General features: G+C 49.2%; 15 protein-coding genes and 1 pseudogene. 7 read left to right on the forward strand and 9 right to left on the reverse strand.

Translation table 11 applies throughout. From position 1 onward, the window contains the following. Positions 1 to 58 precede the first annotated feature (58 nt). From H6F68_RS14880 to H6F68_RS14895, 4 genes are all read left to right on the forward strand, one after another. Positions 59 to 1,816, forward strand: coding sequence for an ABC1 kinase family protein (locus tag H6F68_RS14880; protein ID WP_399314048.1), 1,758 nt, complete (start codon positions 59 to 61; stop codon positions 1,814 to 1,816). A 34-nt stretch (positions 1,817 to 1,850) separates the two neighbouring features. Further along, the gene (locus tag H6F68_RS14885; RefSeq protein ID WP_190560071.1) at positions 1,851 to 2,615 is read left to right on the forward strand and encodes a PP2C family serine/threonine-protein phosphatase; all 765 of its coding nucleotides are present in this window, start codon (positions 1,851 to 1,853) and stop codon (positions 2,613 to 2,615) included. A 457-nt stretch (positions 2,616 to 3,072) separates the two neighbouring features. Beyond that, complete coding sequence (locus tag H6F68_RS14890; RefSeq protein WP_190433354.1) at positions 3,073 to 3,267, forward strand: NblA/ycf18 family protein; 195 nt, start codon at positions 3,073 to 3,075, stop codon at positions 3,265 to 3,267. A gap of 403 nt (positions 3,268 to 3,670) precedes the next feature. Beyond that, entirely contained in the window at positions 3,671 to 4,552 is an 882-nt protein-coding gene (locus tag H6F68_RS14895) for a universal stress protein (RefSeq protein ID WP_190560073.1), read from the forward strand. An 11-nt stretch (positions 4,553 to 4,563) separates the two neighbouring features. On the opposite strand, the gene H6F68_RS14900 is transcribed toward H6F68_RS14895, so the two are convergent. The 7 genes from H6F68_RS14900 to H6F68_RS14930 form a co-directional block, all read right to left on the reverse strand. Continuing rightward, positions 4,564 to 6,042, reverse strand: a complete 1,479-nt coding sequence (locus H6F68_RS14900; protein WP_190560076.1) for a serine/threonine-protein kinase — start codon at positions 6,040 to 6,042, stop codon at positions 4,564 to 4,566. A 467-nt stretch (positions 6,043 to 6,509) separates the two neighbouring features. Then, on the reverse strand, positions 6,510 to 6,959 hold the full coding sequence (locus H6F68_RS14905) for a hypothetical protein (RefSeq protein WP_190433359.1): 450 nt from the start codon (positions 6,957 to 6,959) through the stop codon (positions 6,510 to 6,512). Between the two features lie 35 nt (positions 6,960 to 6,994). Further along, positions 6,995 to 8,206 carry an anhydro-N-acetylmuramic acid kinase gene (locus tag H6F68_RS14910; protein WP_190560078.1) on the reverse strand — a complete coding sequence of 404 codons (1,212 nt, stop codon included), beginning with the start codon at positions 8,204 to 8,206 and terminating at the stop codon, positions 6,995 to 6,997. Between the two features lie 17 nt (positions 8,207 to 8,223). After that, on the reverse strand, positions 8,224 to 9,486 hold the full coding sequence (locus tag H6F68_RS14915) for a hypothetical protein (RefSeq protein ID WP_190560079.1): 1,263 nt from the start codon (positions 9,484 to 9,486) through the stop codon (positions 8,224 to 8,226). Positions 9,487 to 9,565: 79 nt separating this feature from the next. Beyond that, positions 9,566 to 10,261, reverse strand: coding sequence for an NAD-binding protein (locus H6F68_RS14920; RefSeq protein ID WP_190433367.1), 696 nt, complete (start codon positions 10,259 to 10,261; stop codon positions 9,566 to 9,568). Between the two features lie 117 nt (positions 10,262 to 10,378). Then, entirely contained in the window at positions 10,379 to 11,713 is a 1,335-nt protein-coding gene (locus H6F68_RS14925; RefSeq protein ID WP_190560081.1) for a TrkH family potassium uptake protein, read from the reverse strand. Positions 11,714 to 11,830: 117 nt separating this feature from the next. Beyond that, positions 11,831 to 12,457 (reverse strand): TenA family protein, encoded by a 627-nt coding sequence (locus H6F68_RS14930; RefSeq protein ID WP_190560083.1) that lies wholly within the window; start codon positions 12,455 to 12,457, stop codon positions 11,831 to 11,833. Positions 12,458 to 12,560: 103 nt separating this feature from the next. On the opposite strand from H6F68_RS14930, the gene H6F68_RS14935 reads away from it, so the two are divergent. The 3 genes from H6F68_RS14935 (at position 12,561) to H6F68_RS14945 (ending at position 14,806) form a co-directional block, all read left to right on the forward strand. Then, positions 12,561 to 13,421 (forward strand): methyltransferase domain-containing protein, encoded by an 861-nt coding sequence (locus H6F68_RS14935; protein ID WP_190560085.1) that lies wholly within the window; start codon positions 12,561 to 12,563, stop codon positions 13,419 to 13,421. Between the two features lie 112 nt (positions 13,422 to 13,533). After that, the gene (locus H6F68_RS14940; RefSeq protein WP_190560087.1) at positions 13,534 to 14,502 is read left to right on the forward strand and encodes a homogentisate phytyltransferase; all 969 of its coding nucleotides are present in this window, start codon (positions 13,534 to 13,536) and stop codon (positions 14,500 to 14,502) included. Positions 14,503 to 14,515: 13 nt separating this feature from the next. Continuing rightward, complete coding sequence (locus H6F68_RS14945; protein ID WP_190560089.1) at positions 14,516 to 14,806, forward strand: hypothetical protein; 291 nt, start codon at positions 14,516 to 14,518, stop codon at positions 14,804 to 14,806. Between the two features lie 65 nt (positions 14,807 to 14,871). Here the strand turns inward: H6F68_RS14945 and H6F68_RS14950 are convergent, their stop codons facing one another. Continuing rightward, complete coding sequence (locus H6F68_RS14950; protein WP_190560091.1) at positions 14,872 to 17,787, reverse strand: glycerol-3-phosphate acyltransferase; 2,916 nt, start codon at positions 17,785 to 17,787, stop codon at positions 14,872 to 14,874. Between the two features lie 189 nt (positions 17,788 to 17,976). Beyond that, positions 17,977 to 18,252: pseudogene (locus tag H6F68_RS14955) on the reverse strand (photosystem II q(b) protein); the annotation flags it as partial.

An 18,252-nucleotide genomic window follows, 5' to 3' on the forward strand; every position in this document is an offset into this window, starting at 1 on the left:
TCTGCTTTCCCTCTCTGTGCTTAGGCTGCCAAATTTAAAAGCTGATTTAGGAATCCAAGTGTCTGCCCTTTTTGATGATCCTCTTAGTCTTCCGGAATCTAAGGAGCACATGACGATTACAGGGTGGCTCCGCCGAGGCACCCGTAAGGAAAAAGTCTACCGCTGGAGCCGCGACAAGTACTCTCGTCGTCGTCGCTTTGTAGACATTTGGTCTTTTGTTCTCACCCTGCTGACCTCGCTGTGGCTCAACGACAAAGCTTGGAGCTACCGCGGGGGTATGACTGAAGCTAAAAAGGCGGTCAGACGGCGAAATCAAGCAATCTGGATTCGAGAAACCCTGCTAGATTTGGGGCCAACTTTTATTAAAATCGGACAGTTGTTCTCAACGCGAGCCGATTTGTTTCCCTCTGAATACGTTGAGGAGTTGTCCAAGCTCCAAGACCGAGTGCCTGCCTTCAGCTACGAGCAAGTTGAAGCCATTATTGAGAAGGACTTAGGGAAACAGGTGCATGAGCTTTACCGCAGCTTTGACCCCATTCCCCTTGCAGCGGCTAGCTTGGGCCAAGTCCATAAAGCCCAGTTGCATTCTGGTGAAGAAGTCGTCGCCAAAGTGCAGCGTCCAGCTTTGCGGCAGTTATTTGAAATCGATTTACAAATTCTCAAAGGGATTACCCGTTATTTCCAAAACCATCCGGAGTGGGGCCGAGGCCGAGATTGGCTAGGCATTTACGAAGAGTGTTGTCGAATTCTTTGGGAAGAAATCGATTACCTCAACGAGGGGCGTAACGCGGATACATTTCGGCGTAACTTCCGCAACGAGGATTGGGTGTCCGTGCCACGGGTTTATTGGCGTTACACTTCTCCCCGGGTAATAACTCTAGAATATGCTCCTGGTATCAAAATTAGCCACTATGAAGCTATCGAAGCGGCAGGGCTCGATCGCCGGAATTTAGCGCAATTGGGAGCAAGAGCTTATCTGCAACAACTGCTGAATGATGGCTTTTTTCATGCCGATCCGCATCCCGGTAATATTGCCGTTAGTCCTGACGGCTCGTTAATCTTCTACGATTTCGGCATGATGGGCCGCATTCAGCCCATTACTCGCGAGAAGCTACTTGATACGTTTTTTGGCATTGCTCAAAAAGATGCCGATCGCGTGGTGACTTCTTTGGTAGCACTGGGCGCTTTGTCTCCAGTGGATGACATGGGGCCTGTGCGCCGCTCGGTTCAGTACATGCTGGATCACTTTATGGATCAACCGTTTGAGAACCAATCGGTCAGTGACATCAGTGACGACTTGTACGAGATTGCTTACGACCAGCCCTTTCGCTTTCCAGCTACCTTCACCTTTGTGATGCGAGCTTTCTCTACACTTGAAGGAGTGGGTAAAGGGTTAGACCCAGACTTTAACTTCATGGAGGTCGCAAGACCTTTTGCGATGCAGATTATGTCTAATGGCAATAGTTCTCCAGAAAGCAGCATCCTGAGCGAATTAGGTCGTCAAGCGGCTCAAGTGGGCAGCACGGCTTTTGGCTTACCACGCCGCATTGAAGATACGCTAGAAAAACTGGAACGGGGCGATTTACGAGTCCGGGTTCGCTCCACTGAAACGGATCGGGTCATTCGCCGTCTCAGCAGCGTTAATATAGGAACTAACTACACGTTGTTGGTCAGTGCCTTTACACTTTCAGCCACAATCTTGTATGTTAACGGTCATGTCTGGCTGGCATTGCTGGTTGCTGTTGGTGCTGCCGCCCTCGCCTTTGCCCTGATCCGCCTGTTGATGCGCCTCGATCGCTTCGATCGGATGCTGTAATGTTTTTTGACTTTCAGGTAAAAGCAGCCAATTTATGAAACGCCTCTTCACGGGTCTGACCGATCCGGGACTCCTTCGTTCCGTAAATCAGGATGCTTACTACATTGACCCTGAGGGTCGATTTTTTATTGTGGCGGATGGCATGGGAGGGCATGCTGGCGGCCAGGAAGCAAGCCGCATTGCCACTCAAGCAATCCAATTCTATCTAGAGCAATATTGGCCTTCGCTAGATTCGTCATCCGCTTTACTGGAAGCAGCACTGCTAGAGGCTAACCAAGCCATTTTGCAAGACCAGCAAAGTCACCCAGAACGTTCCGATATGGGAACAACTGTGGTTGTGGTGATCTTTCGAGATGGTGACGAGCAACCTTGGTGCGCCCATATTGGTGACTCCCGGCTTTACCGTTTGCGCGGCCCCAAAATTGAACAGATCACAGAGGATCACACTTGGGTTGCCAAAGCTCTGAAAGGGGGGGATTTGACTCCAGAGCAGGCGCGGAATCATCCTTGGCGACATGTTTTGTCCCAGTGTTTAGGGCGTGAAGATTTACGCCAGATGGATATTCAAGCTCTAGAGGTACAACCAGGCGATCGCCTGTTGCTGTGCAGTGATGGCCTCACCGAAGAACTCTCCGACCACTCGATCGCCGCGCACCTCAAGGCAATCCGAGCCTCCGAGAAGGCAGCGGCAGCACTAGTCAACGCTGCAAAAGACAAGGGTGGACGGGACAATATCACCGTAGTGCTAGTGACCCTCGATGGCTTCAACCATCCCGACCCACCGACCCAGGGTTCGTAACGCTTCAGCTTTACTCAGCTTTAAAGGAAATTTTTGTTAGGGCAAATAATGATTTGTCCAGCTTTGTGATCGCCGCGATCGCCCATCCACTCGACCTTTGGGCTAAGACATAGGTACCGGCTGCTGTTTTAGGCGTTCTCTAAATTGAGCTGTATCACAAAATTAGTTCATTTTGAGCATTTTTACAATTTGTAACCTGATAAAAATACTCCAACCCGTTATTTGGTGTAGGAGGTAGTATGTGTATCCTGGAAAACCTACTTCGTCAGGGATAGCTAACATTAGAGCTAAGTTACCTCAGTAGGGGTATGCGCACTTTGTCAAACAATTGTTATCTTTTTTAATACAGGGTGACTGGATTTGCAGGTAAAGCAGTTGAAGAGAATAAGTAGCCCACAGAGCAATACTGCTTTTCCAGATTCGCTGTACTCTCCTCTCTCTTACTTTGGAGTTACATATGAACCAGCCCATCGAACTTTCTCTCGAACAACAATTCAATATCCGCTCTTTTGAAACTCAGGTTCAACAAATGAGCCGCGAGCAGGCTCAGAACTTCCTGATTGACCTCTACAAGCAAATGATGATGCGTGAGACCATGTACAAGCACTTCCTGAAGCATCAGTGGGGCTTGGAACCAGGTCCTCAAGTGTAGTTAATGCCTCGTCGCGGTAGGGCGACCTCTATCTCTTGCTTTGTTCCAACGTGGGAAAGAAGCTGGGGTCGTGGGGCGTCGAACCCGCTTTACCAAGCTCGAAAAACTCAAGCACTAATTTGAGTTGACTAACCTAGAACTATAAGTTTCAATTAACAGCGTTGTTTCAGCCAGATTACGTGGCTTATAAGAATAACTGCTTGAGGACGTAATTTATCTGAGTCAGCCAGCCATGTCCAAAGCTTTGCTGCCAGAATCAGAAAAAACTAGCTGATCTAGCTTGGCCAAACCTTTGAGTTAGTTAGACTCAACCGCTAAAGTTTTCACAAATTTAATTGGATGTCTTTTGAGTTAAGTGCTTAATTAGGAGAGTTGCGCTTCAGATCCTCTCACCTCCTCACTTATGTTCCAACGTCCTTTAATTTGCACCGACTTCTCCGACAACATTCAGCGCTTGGCTAACTTTGTGCCTAGCTTAGTCGCTGGGGGAATGAAACAGATTGTGTTTTTGCATGTGACAGCGCTGTGGGAAGAAGGCGAAATTCCGCGAGAAGACACGGAAAAAGTCAATCAAGCTCGCGATCGCTTAGCAGTGGCCTTACAGCAAGTACCTGATGGAGTTGAAGTTAAAGTTGAAGTGCAGTCAGGACGAGCGATCGACACGATTCTCAAGGTCGCTAAAACCCACCAAGCAGATGTCATCATTTTGGGTACCCCAACTCGTAGCTTATTAAATGAAAAGCTCTTTGGTAGCACGACCGTGGGCTTGGCGCAGCGCACCAAGACGCCTTTGCTGGTATTACGACCCCAACTGATTTCGGCCTATACCTCTGAAGAACTAGACTTGCGCTGTCGCCATCTATTTCGTTGTTTGTTATTGCCTTATGATGGCAGCGACCCCGCTAAATATTTAGTTCAACAAATTGAGCAGCACTGCCAAAATCAACCTACTAAAGCCCTAGAACAATGTGTGCTTTGCTGGGTAGTCAGTGATAGTGGCCGTAAAGAACTGAGAAAGAGCAATCAGGATCAGGAAATTGCTGAACTGCTGGCAGCACCTCAAGCAGCTTTAGCCAACCTGAATCTGCAAGTGCAGACTCAGGTACGCTCAGGCAACTCAGTGACCCAGATTCTGGAAGTAGCATCCTCGTTTGATATCAGTGCGATCGCCATATCATCGGGTAGCCTAGGCCGCTTAATTGAATGGTCGGCTCCTAGCTTTGCCGGGGAAATCTTGCGTCGCAGTTGGCATCCAGTATTATTTTTCCCCCCCACCCGTCCTTGAGTCGTTAACTGTTAGCGTTCCTCCAGTTTCATTAAGATTTTGGGCTTGACCTTCTCAAGTTCTTGCTTGAGGAGAGTCTTAGTATTATTGGGTTGGGCAGTGGAGACAAAAGTTCGGCTAATATCAGCCCATTCTCGCAAGCGATCGCGCTGTAAGTCAGCAATTTTAGAACTCATCACAGTCACGCATCGTTGAGGTTCTTCCAAGGCAAAAAACAACAGGCGATACAAGCCATTTTCTGCTAGTAGCCGAGTCATTTGTTGGCCCTGTGGCGTTTTTAAGTCTAAGTAGCAAGGTAACCAGCGAGGCCCATGCTCCCGATTATGCAGGGCAGTCAGCCACAGCAGCATCGGATGAGGAGCCAGCATAAACAAGAACTGGTTATACCGGGTTGCTAGTAACCGCCGCTGAATTTCTTGTTTAGGCATCATCACCCATAGTGTTGCCAAAACCTCATCACTGGTTTTCAACGGTTGAGCAAAAACGATTTCAGCTAGGGGTTTACTTTTCGGCCAAGAAGTTAGTTTGCAGAATTCATCGGAGGAGACTGAGTCTTGGCGCTTGCTATCAGTGACCCCTTGAAACTTTGAGAGCACAGCTTCAATCCGATGGCCCATCTGTCTGCCGGGACCAAAGCGTTCTTCTAAAGGCTCTAAGGCTTTGAGAACTTCTGCTGCACTCTGAGGGCGATCGCTCGGGGATTTAGCCAAACAGCTCATCACCAAGTTTTCTAACGCTTTAGGCAGCTTCAGGCTAGGGGTAATGGCATCAAATGAGCGCGGGAGTTGAAAATGGTGAGCTTTGTACCAGCTACCAAAGGTATGAGTTTCAGCCTGCAACGGCAAGCGGCCCGTTAGCATCTCATACATCATGATGCCTAAGCTATAGATGTCAGAGCGGCTATCTAGCTCTTTGCCCTCCATTTGCTCCGGCGAAGAGTAAGCCAGCGTGCCCATGAAGGAGTTGGTTTGGCCATTATCGGCTTGCAAGAGGCGAGCAATTCCGAAATCTAGAATTTTTACGAGTTCACCAATACTCGTGTCATGACTCACGAGAATATTCCCAGGCTTGATATCCCGGTGAATTACTCCATCGTGGTGAGCGCACTGTAAACCCAGACAAATTTGGCGAGATATGCTGAGAAACCGAGGTAGAACTAGCGATCGTGTCCGAATCACATCGCTCAAGCTCTCTCCCTGCAAATACTCCATTACGTAGAAGGGCACTTCATCATCGTCAACGCCATAGTCCATGACTCGCACGATGTGCATGGTTTTCTGCCCCAGCAACGCACAAGTCCTAGCCTCACTTTTGAAGCGATCCCGCATTTTCTGGTTGAGGAGGGTGCGGGCCAAAAACTTTACTGCAACTGGTACATCTCCCAGCAAAACGTCTTGAGCCCGGTACACTCGGCCCATTGCGCCTTTACCAATCAACTCTGCTAGTTGATAACGGTCGTTTAATAAGCGGCCCAGATTAGGATCTGACATCGATTGAAACTCCGTTTCTCGCGGTGCCAGTAGATCTGCGTCGGTTGCAGCACAACTGACGACTCTGAGTTAAATCAACAGGAACGTAACTTATTTCTGCCACGGCTTACCAATCACAGGCATACACTAGGGTTATTAGTCTCTGAGTAAAGTTAAAGATACGGAAGCCAACCCTTGAGAAGAGGGCAGACATCTCTTAATCTTGCGGTTGAGAATTCAAGCAGGCTCAATAAAACTACCTGGGTCAGGCGCAAAGTTGCTGACCGCTCAGTAGTTTGAACTTACCTACCGAGAACGAATTAGAAATTCCGTAAAGCTTACGTAAAGCTATTCTAGCGGTCTGAGCCTTTTCTCTAGCAGAGGCTTAGTTACAGTCAGGAGTCGGCTGGCGGTCTTGCTTCATTAAAAGCTCAAGTAAAGGATTATCACTTAAGAGTACCCAAGCCAATAGACCTGTGAGACAGCAGCTACTGCTCTGGTTGCCGCTCCAGCGTGACTTCCATCGTGCTAGTGAGATAGTGACCTGCCATGATGCCGCTAGAGAGATAGTACCGCTCTGGATCGAGACAATGTAGGGTTTCAAACCCACTACGCCGCTGGCGATCGCCGAGAACCCAATACCGTTGCACAATGGACTCCGGTGCAATCCAGCCTTCGCCCTCGACCCGCCCCAGCAAACTGTGTTGGAGCACAAAGGTATACTGTCGCTCGCCCGCATCTAAGCGGCCCCGATATTGTAGTGAGATATCTTCGCGTTCGGAGCCTGGAAATACCAACTTGGTCACCATTGTGTACCAATTATCTCGGCTCCAGCCGACTAAGGTCTTGCCTTTAACCAAGATCGGCAACCCATCACGCTCCAGCCAATTGCCCTGTAGCGTCCAGCGTCCTGCCTCCATTAGAAAGGTGTGAGCCACAGCGCTATTCCTTACTTGTATTGCGTTTCGCCATGCTAATGCGGATGGGACTCTATGCTATCACGCCCGGAGGTCGTCACAAGGTGGATTTCCCCTAGAGCGATCGCTTTTGCCGCCCCCGTGACTTGTGGCAAATTTCCGGGTATGCCGTGGTGTCGCCAGTAAGCGAGCACAGCAAAGGCGATCGCCTCCTTGAAGTCTGCACTTAAACCAACCTCATCGGTGGTGATCACGGACGCAGAAGGCAAATGCACTTGCAATCGTTGCTTGAGATACAAGTTGCGACTGCCACCGCCACAAAGGAGCACTTGAGCAGGAAGCTGCGGCAAAAAAGCCCCATAACTATGAGCGATCGAACGTGCCGTAAGTTCCGTTAAGGTGGCGAGAAAATCAGCATCACTCAGCTGATAACGTCCAGCATCAGCAAAGCAGTCCTTCAAGTAATCCAGTCCAAATAATTCCCGTCCGGTTGATTTGGGGGGTGCTTGCTGAAAAAAATCTTGTTGGAGCCACTGCTCGACTAAAACTTGGCAAGGGGTTCCGGTAGCAGCCCAAGCTCCGTCTTGGTCGTAAGTTTTAGCTCCCTGGGAAAGTTGCTGCACAGCCAAATCCAGCAGCATATTGCCAGGGCCTGTATCCCAACCTCGAACTTGCTGCTCCCAGTTAGCTGTACTTCTGGCTGGTAAATAAGTGACATTGCCAATGCCGCCAATGTTTTGCACACAGCGGCTCTGGGTAGCGTGGCTCAGCGAGTAAGCATCCACCCGTGGCACCAGCGGCGCTCCCTGCCCTCCCGCAGCAATGTCAGCCACTCGAAAATTGCTCACGGTAGAAATTCCAGTCAGGTGAGCGATCGCGGCTCCCCGACCGAGTTGGAGACTGTAGCCAAGCGGTGAGGAAGAAACAACTTTGTCGTTTGTTCTTTGATCCTTTTTTGGTGGTCGATGATAGACGGTTTGCCCATGCGAGCCAATTAAATCTGCTGGAGTGTGGCCTGCTTGAACGGCTAAGGCGGCTTGAGCAAATTGCGTGGCGATCGCGTCGTCTAGGGCGGCAAACTCTGCCATCGAGATTGGTTCGCCTGCACCGACGGCGAGGATTTGCGATCGCAAAGTTTCGGGATAGGGATAAGTTGCTCCGGCCAGCAATTTGACTTGCAAATCGGTTTCTAAACCGGAGATTTCGACTAAGGCGGCATCGATGCCGTCTACGGAGGTGCCGCTCATTAAACCAATTACGTGCATCATGCGTTCGGGCGTGAACCTTAGCAACAACTGCTTCTAATAAACTCCACAGCTTGCTTCAAGCCTGAAGTATGGAGCCAGCCAACATACCCTCTAAATTGAGCCACATTTTGAGCGTTAAGAATACAAACATGATGCACGCCAGCAGGGTTTTTTGTAAGTTGTAGGCTACCACTGCGATCTCTAAACTTTAGTTCTGAGAGGGTTTCCTCCAAAAACTGGCCTGTTGGAAGAAAATTCCGAGTCATGCCAGGAACTTGTTGGAGCTGGGCGATCGCCGTTTGCAGCAAGCTAGATGTTCCTGGGGCTTTGGGTAAGCTTGCCAGAAGATTGTCAGCAACTAAACGGGCCACTTCAGGGCAGCTCCAGTAATTGATATGGGCATCTCCTGCCCCTGCTACCATTGGCGCATGGTCGATCGCGATTTGAACACCAGGATTAACTAAGCCTGCCACCTTAGCAACTCGATTAACCAGATCCGAGCTAACAAAATTCCGAACAGCGGTCTCTGTAGGGTTGGCCTCAGTTTGCAAATAGTGATCCTGAAGAGTGAGTTTCCAAGACAAGTCTGGATTGAGGCAGGGTTGCAAAGGATAAGCGATGACGTCAGAAGCATGGATCAGATTGCTCCATCTCAAGCCGCGATCGCTATATTGACTCACTAAAGCTTTCACCTGTTCAGGCTGAATGCCCAGCATGATGTTAAAGAAAGCGATGGGAGAACCCATTGTGGTGATGCTTTTTAATTGCAGTTTTTGCTGAGAAGATTCTGACTCAAAATCGGAGCTGTGATGCCCCTGAATCAGCGATCGAATCTCAAAGGCTGGATCGTCCGAATGGAATCTCTCAGAAAATAAAGCATCCCATAAAACAACCGTACCGAGCGAATGAGAAACGATGTGTAGCTCTGTCTCGCCTGGGTTACGGCTGATGAAATCAGAGAGCTGTTCCGCAATTAATTTTCTAATCTTGATGCCACGCTCTGAATTGAGATAGGTGAAAGCATCACCGACAAATTCAGAAAAGAAGCCTTTTCTGAAGTTTTGATAGCGAAATACGGCTTGAGCATCAACCTGGGGATTGGCTGATTGAAAGGCTTGCAAATTTTGATGCACCGCATTCCAGAGCTTGCCAACGTCATTTAAGACATCACCCCAAAAGCTCGCATAAAAGAGCGGCAAAGCTACTTGTTGTTGGCTAAACTCTTCTCGAATCAAGCTCTGTAAGGAATCGGCATACTGCACGTTGCGGGTGGCAACTCCGTGCATGAAAAATACAAGCATGATGTCGGTAGCAAAAATGGAGCAATGCTCTTTATTCTTCCCGACCCGCTTGAAGATGCAATGCCATCAGAACTTGAAGTTAGATTGGTAGTTGATCAATTCCCTTATTAGAACCAATCACCACCATTGCTTCCCCCTTGCGGAGGCGGCGGTTGGGTTCGGGGTTGATCTCAAACTTGCCGTTGTAGCTAACTGCCAGCAAGTTGAGGCCAAAACGACTCCGCAACCTCAGATCGGAAATTGTTTTACTGTCAAAGTCTTCAGGAACAATCACTTCCACAATGCTGTTGTCGGGATCAAGCTCAAAGCGATCGAGAATGCCCGGTTTCGTCAGCGATCGCGCCAAGGCACAGCCCATTTCATGCTCTGGAAAAACTACATGATCCGCGCCAACTTTTCGCAGCAGCTTTTCATGGATTTCGGAAGAAGCCTTGGCGACCACATGGGGCACCCCTGCCTCTTTCAGGTTCATGGTAGTGATCACGCTTTCTTCCACATAATTGCCGATCGCGACAATCACGGTATCGAACTCAAAAACCCCTGCTTCTTTCAGGGCAGCAACCTCAGTTGAATCTAACTGTATTGCATGAGCTGCTAGCTGGTCTGTCAGAATCTGAGCCACCCGCTTTTCATCCGAGTCAATCCCTAGTGCTTCGTACCCCATACGATGCAGAGATGCACAAACAGCTCGACCAAAGCGCCCCAAACCAATGACAGCAAATTGCTTATTCTCGGTTCGTAAGCTGCGAAAGAAGCTCAGATAGGATAAATTCACGAATTAACCTCAGGCGCTAAGCGCCAAAATCTGATTTGGAATCCACAACTCTTTAAATTATCAAGATTTCGGGTACAAATCTGCTCCGGAAATCCCACCCTATTTTGTTACAGAAACCTACCCTACGAGTAAGTTTTCTTCTGGATAACGGATAGTACTCGGATTGGGGTCACCTAAAATTGCGCCGATTAGCAGCAATACCCCAACTCGACCGAGATACATGCTGGCGATTAAAACTAATTTAGCAAAGGTGGAGAGACCTGCCGTAATCCCGGTGGAGAGACCGACTGTGCCAAAACCTGACATCACCTCAAACAGAATTTGAATAAATTCTACGTGTGTGTCAGTGATGGCAATTAAAGTAGTCATAATCATGACGGCAGCGAGTGAACCAACTGAAACTCCCACTGCTTTGAGAATGAGCGAAACAGGAATTTGCCGCTCATATAAAGTCGCTTCTTCTTTGCCTTGTAAGATCGCTCGGGTACAACTAGTTAAAACTCGTAAAGTAGTAGTTTTAATCCCGCCTGCGGTACCGCCTGGACTACCTCCAATAAACATGAGGACGATCATGATAAATAAGCTGGCAGTCGTCATTTTGCCAATATCAACGGTATTAAAACCTACAGTACGCGGTGTTACGGCTTGAAACCAAGCTGCGAGTATCTTAGTCTTGAGATCCATTGCTCCGAGGGTGGCTGGATTTCCTAACTCTGTAAAAAATATAGCAATTGTACTAATGACTAAAAGAATGACTGTAGTACTAGTTGCGACTTTGAAATTTAAGGAAAAGACAATTTTTTCCGGTTTTCTGGACAAGCGATCGCGCAACCACAGAAACAACTCAAAAATCACTTCATAGCCAATACCACCAAAGATAATTAAGGCTGGAATAATGATGTTCAATAACACCGAAGATTGATAGCCAATGAGATTGTCCTTAAAGGGGCTAAATCCAGCATTATTCCAAGCGGTAATACTATGGAAAATAGAGAGCCATAATCCCTTGCTCCAACCGTGATCGGGCACAAAAACTGGCAGCAGTAGAAACGCGCCTGTGAGTTCAAAGATTAGAGTAAGGGCGACGATGGAGCGCAGAACTTGGGCCACCCCTTGCATCCCAGGGCGATCGAGCGCCTGTTGTAGCGCAATTTTGTCTCGTAGGCCAAACCGTCGTCCCAAAAGTAGCAAGAGAAAGGTAGTAGCGGTCATGTAGCCCAACCCACCAATCTGTACCAAGGCGAGCAGGATCACTTGCCCCGTTGTAGAAAAATAAATGCCTGTATCCACCACGATGTGGCCCGTGACACAAACAGCTGATGTAGCAGTAAACAGAGCCACAATAAAGTCATTCCAATTGCCGCTGCTGGTTGAAAAAGGCAGCATTAGTAGGAATGTTCCTATGGCAATGACAGCTAGAAAACCGAGACAAATAGTTCTAGAGACAGTCATGAAGCGATCGCGTCAATAAACTAAGTTGGGACTGTAAAACAAAGGCTGCTTAAGAGCTTACTGCTTGCTGAGGCACCCGTTGTACGATTCTGGTTTAGCTGCATCTTGGCACACTATCTAAGCATCATAGGACCAAGCTGCTTGAAAGAAATCGTGTTCGCATTGCATGGCATAGCGGTAAGTGGTATGGGCTGGAGCAGGATGGATGGTGTAGCGATCGCAAAGCTGCTCTAACTGTTGCGCCAATTGGTCAAACTCTGGACTGCTGTAGGTGCGAATCCAAGTGGTATAGGTATGCTCGGACTTTTGGCTATCTCCAAGTTGCTGACCGAGAAAGGTATACAAGCGCATACAAGGCACCATTGCGGCTGTGGTCAAGCCCGCATCACCGCTCCAAGCCGTTGCCAACAAAAAATCTGTATAGCGCCGGGTAGCGGCTCCAGGTTCTATAGCCTGCAAGTCCACGCCCCACTCTTGGGCATAGCCTTGGTGCAGTTGCAATTCTTCCAACACCCCACCTGCTAGGGTGTGAAACACACCAAATCCTTCCCAATCGGGTGCTTTGGCAGCGGCAATACTATAAGCTCGCGCAAACGCTTCTAGAAAAAAAGCATCTTGGCCGACGTAATAAGCAAATAGCTCTTTGGGCAAGCTGCCATCGGCAATGCCCTGGACAAAAGGATTTTTCAGACAAGCTTGAGCTAAATCTTGGTTTGCTTGCCATAGATCGCTGGAGATCGTCATGCAGATTTTTCCTTTTTCAAATACATTTTCCACCTCTAGAGGTTATGACGCGATCGCTGGCTCTGCTAGGCTAATTCCGATCTAGATTCAACGCTACACTGCTATGACCTCGACCCTCTACCAACAAATTCAGCAATTCTATGATGCCTCCTCTGGTTTGTGGGAGCAGATTTGGGGCGAGCACATGCATCATGGCTACTACGGTCTAGATGGCAAGGAACCCAAAGAACGCCGCCAAGCCCAGATTGATTTGGTAGAAGAATTGCTGAAGTGGGCCGAAGTTAGACAGGCAGAAGCGATTTTGGATGCAGGCTGCGGGATTGGAGGAAGTTCTTTGTATTTGGCTCAAAAGTTTCAAGCGGCGGCGACTGGCATCACTCTAAGCCCTGTGCAAGCCGCTAGAGCCACCGAGAGAGCGCGTGAGGCAGGCATGAGCAGCTTGACGACCCAACCTAGGGCTCAGTTTTTTGTCAGGGATGCTTTAAACACCGATTTCGCCGACAATTCCTTTGATCTCGTCTGGTCGCTGGAAAGCGGGGAGCACATGCCAGATAAGCGTAAGTTCTTGCAGGAATGCTATCGGGTGCTGAGACCAGGTGGCACGTTGATTATGGCGACTTGGTGTCACCGCCCCACCACGCCCAGCGATCCACTGACCACAGATGAGCGGCAGCATTTAGCTGACATTTATCGCGTCTATTGCTTGCCTTATGTGATTTCGCTGCCAGAGTATGAAGCGATCGCCCGCCAACTTGCGTTTCAAAATATTCGGACTGCGGATTGGTCAGATGCAGTAGCTCCGTTCTGGGACAAAGTGATTGAATCCGCTTTAACTCCTAATGCCATTTTCGGTCTACTACTTTCTGGTTGGACGACAATTCAAGCGGCTCTGGCGTTGAATTTGATGAGTCGGGGCTATCAGCGGGGACTAGTACGTTTTGGATTGCTATGTGGCACTAAATAAACGATTTAAGCAAGTTGTGGTCAAGCTAACTCAGCCATTCTCTATCAAGGGATTGCTGCCAAAATTGTCATTGATTGCTTAAAATCAAGCCTGTGTATCAATTCAGGCACGCATGAGCCAGATTTCCCCCCAAAAGCCTGCTGTTTCGTCGGCCCAGATTAATCTCCTCCAAAAGTATGCCCCCTGGCTCTATGCTTTCTGGAAGTTTTCTCGCCCCCACACCATCATTGGCACGAGCCTGAGTGCACTGGGGTTGTACGCGATCGCCAGTGCTACAACTTCGATTCCTTTTGCCCTTAGTCATCTAGGCGTACTGTTGGCCGCTTGGCTCGCTTGTCTCTGCGGCAACGTCTACATTGTGGGACTGAACCAATTAGAAGATGTCGAGATTGACCGGATCAACAAACCACATTTACCTGTCGCTTCTGGGGAATTCTCGCGATCGCAAGGTTGGGCCATTGTCCTCTTCACAGGGGCTTTAGCGCTGCTGATTTCCCTCAGTTCAGGCTGGTTTTTGTTCGGTACGGTAGGAATTAGCTTGGCGATCGGTACTGCCTACTCCTTGCCACCCATCCGCCTGAAGCGATTTCCGGTTTGGGCTTCGCTGTGCATTTTTACAGTGCGGGGCGTCATTGTTAATTTGGGGTTATTTCTACACTTCAGCCAACAACTCCAAGGCCAAGGTAATATCACTCCGGCAGTTTGGGCGCTGACGCTATTTGTTCTGGTATTTACGTTTGCGATCGCAATCTTTAAAGATATTCCTGACATTGATGGCGATCGTCAATACAACATCAATACATTCACAATTCGGCTCGGGACAAAAGTAGTATTTAACTTGTCTCGTTGGGTTTTAACCGCTTGCTATCTTGGCATGGTTTTGGCTGGCTTATTTAACCTGGCAGGCGTTAACTCTAAGTTTTTAATCGTGACTCACCTAGCCGCTTTGAGTCTACTTTGGTGGCGAAGTTTACGAGTTGATTTATCAGACAAAGTAGCGATCGCGAGCTTCTATCAATTCATTTGGAAGCTCTTTTTCTTAGAGTATTTGGTTTTTCCTACAGCCGCCTTGTTCAGTTAAAAAGCTTCTCAACATGATAGAACCCTGGCTGATTGGTTTGGCTTTGGTGAGTTTAGCCAGTATTTTTGCGATTCAAAGTCGCTCACCTGACGCAATGGACAGTTCCCGCCTCGCAAGATTAGAGCGAAAAGTTGATCTAATTCTGAATAAGCTGGAAATTGACTACAGCGAAACCGTCGAAGATATAGTCAGATCAGGCGATCGGATTGGAGCAATTAAAAAGCTACGTGAAGAAACAGGAGTTGGCTTAAAGGAAGCATTGGATACGGTTAAAGCAATGGAAAAAAACATCAATCGGTCTTGATCAGTTAAGGTTGGGTTGCGGAAATGCTCGACCTAAAAGTAAAAATTACAAGTCTTCGAAAACTTTTATAAGACTTCTACGGTTCCTTGTTGACCATTAATTCTCACCCATTGACCATCTTGCAATTGATGGGTCGCATCATGCACATCCATCACGGCAGGGATGCCATACTCCCGTGCCACGATCGCGCCGTGAGACAAGCGCCCTCCCACTTCCGCAATCAAACCTCCTGCTCTCGCCAGCAGCGGTGCCCAGCCAGAATCGGTGTAGGGCACCACCAAAATTGTTTCTCGATCGATTTCTGCGATCGCTTGCAAACTCCGCAACACTTTGACTCGGCCCTCAACTTGGCCTGGGCTAGCCCCAATGCCTTGCAGCTTTTGCGAAGGTTGCCAATTATTGACGGTGACAAAGGTGAGTGGGTCATTACCGTAGACCAAAGCGGGCACTTTTACCAGTTCATTATCTTGGGCCAGTTGCGATCGCCGTTCTGCAATTAACCTAGAGACTTGGCTGGCTAAATCGGCATCTGACTGTCGAATCAGCCGCCAAATTTCCTCAAACTTTAAGAAGAAGATATCGCCTGCTGCTGACAGCAATCCTTGCTCCAGCCACAACTTTTCTAGCGCCACAAAACTCCAGCGCAATTCCGCCAGCAGTTGGCTATAAACCTCCGTAACTTGACCCTTCAAACTTACTCGCTGCTGGACTCGCTGCACTTTCCAAGCAGGCGATCGCGATTCAGCAGGCAAAGGCTCACCCACAGGGGTTGGGTTGAGCAGAAGCTGGGTGAACAGGTCACAAACAGGTTTAGAGTCTTCGCGCCAAGTCGGCACCGCAATATCCGTCCCCACCTCACTCAAGTAACCATAGGTGTCGAGAAATTGAGCTAGTTGGTCAGACAAAGTTTGACCGTTGGGGAGGGCTGCTAAGGTGTCAAAAACTTCAGGAGTTGGAGCAGAATTTTCCAAGTTAGCGACTAAATGGCGGTTACGATTGGCGATGTCTTGCAGCGATCGCAACGCGGCGACTTCTGGGGTGCTGCTATTGTCTATTTCGCCATCCTGAACCTTGAGAATTGCTTGTCGTAACGCTGCACTTAGTGGAGCCAAGATGCTGTAATAAGTCGCCCGCTTCAACACCCGCAAAATAGTGTCAATGCGCTCTAGGAGAGCGGGAGCAGTCAAGTTCTCGGCAGGTTCTCGCGTTAGCGTCGTTAGGAGGGGTGCAAACTGCCGTTGGTAGTCATAACGAAAATCTTTGTCTAGCTGCCATTCTCGCTGTAACAGCCGCATTAAGCCAGGTGTATTGCCTAACGTGGAGCCTAGGGGTGGTTTGCTGAACTTGGCCCCTCTGGTCAAAAACTCTAGGCTCTCAGGAGGTAAGCCCATACGGAGGAAAGTTTGCCCTAACAAAGAGGCGTTGAAGTAAGCGCGAGAGTGATGCAGCGTCGCGGTTTCATTAAAGTCTAGCCCTCGCGATCGCTTGCCTAATACCAACGTAAAGATTTCACCCCAAACCCCACAGGTCAAAGGCCGATTAATCGACCAAGTCAAGGGACGGATCAGCCCAGGAATTACTTCCGCTGCAATTTTGCGAGTCCAAATAGGTAGCAGGGTGGTGATGGGACGCGATTGCAAGAGCCACAAGGTCTGCCCATCGTAGGTCCATTCAATATCTTGCGGCAGTCCGTGATAGCGGGCCTCTAAATGTCTAGCCAGAAACGCCACTTGCTGAATTAAGCGGGGTGGTAAATCTCCCGTGCCCTCGACTGGTAGCTCTAAATCAGCGGGAAGCACCCAGTTTGAATCCGCTTGAGCTAAATCGCTTTCACGCACCAAAACCCGATATTGCTCAGGCGTAAACTGTCCGGACACAATCCGTTGCGTCTCACCGGGTAGCGCTTCAATTACGACTGCCTCACCCTGCCGAGCGATCGGGTCACGACTAAAGGCCACCCCCGAAAACGCGCCACGAATTTGTTGCTGTACCAGGATCGCCATTGCCGCTTCTGGTAATCCGCGATCGCGCCGATACTGGATGGCTCCTGGCTGGTCATAGGAAGCCAAGCACTGAGCGATCGCCCGCTCCAACGCTCCCTGACTCGTCACGTTCAAGATACTTTCGTACTGCCCTGCCGCCGACGCTAGCTCCGAGTCCTCCCCCACCGCTGAAGAACGCACCACCAAAGGTTTTTCGGAGGAAGGCTGCAAAAACTCAATCAATGGCGTTGGATCGTCGCCAGGTGGTAACACCCAACCTACCGGAACTGGATAGCCCCACCGCATTAATTGCGAGAGGGTAGCCGCTTTCTGTCCGACTTTTTGCGCTTCTAAAGGCCGATTCAGCGAGACTAGAGCGCGATCGCCGCGAAAAAACTTAAACACTGCTTGGGATTCCGGTTGACCTGCTTCTGGGGTTAAGTCTAGATCATCGGGAATCTTGCGGTAAATCCAGCCCATGAGACTGCCCAGCACGATCGCCGCCACAATCAAAGCGGATTCTTGGGGATGCAATAAAGCAGTGATTAGCGGAAACAAAACTAAGACTAAAATCTTGCCTTGGCGCTTTTCCCGCAAAATGGTGGAGCCAATGCCCCCCAAAATAAACACCAGTAATGAAGCCATCCAATCGTGGACAACATAGCCCCAAACCACGTTGGTTGTGCCTGCTCCCCGCGCCATCCAATAACGGCCCATAACTAAGGCTATTAAGGAGATTAGCTCCCACTCTGAAGCTTGCGGAAAAAAGTAGCGAGCAATTAAAACCGCAGCAATTCCCTTGAAGGCCTCTGACAGAACCGCCAAAATTCCTACAACACGCCCGCCATGATAAAACGCTGCCGAAACACTGACATTGCCCGTTCCTATTTTGGCTAGTTGTTTTCTCGTTAGGGCATAGGTGAGCCAGCCAATCAGGGGAAGCCCGCCGAGCAGTGGACAACCAATACAGATAATCAGAGCACCTAAAACTTCGTTCATCTTGGAGGTGTAGAATGGCGACTTTTAGGGGAACTTGCCGATACTAGACAGGAGCGATCGCTCCTCTTCCATCAAAGCTCATTTCAGCTCTTGTCAGCCCAGAAAACTTGTCAGGATAAAAAATCAGCCATGCAAAAAGCGCCCCCCGTGAGGAGAGCGCTTCTGGTTTAGCTAGAGACTAGCTGAAGATTAACCGTGGATTGCAGGTGCACTTAGCGCTACAGGAGCAGCTTCGCCCGCAGCTAGGTCAAGGGGGAAGTTGTGAGCGTTGCGCTCGTGCATCACTTCCATCCCCAAGTTCGCGCGGTTCAGCACGTCGGCCCAGGTGCCAATCACTTGACCCTGTGAGTCAATGATCGACTGGTTGAAGTTGAACCCGTTCAGGTTGAACGCCATCGTGCTGATGCCCAAGGACGTGAACCAGATGCCAATCACAGGCCATGCACCCAAGAAGAAGTGCAACGC

Source organism: Trichocoleus sp. FACHB-262 (assembly GCF_014696035.1).
Classification (GTDB): domain Bacteria; phylum Cyanobacteriota; class Cyanobacteriia; order FACHB-46; family FACHB-46; genus Trichocoleus.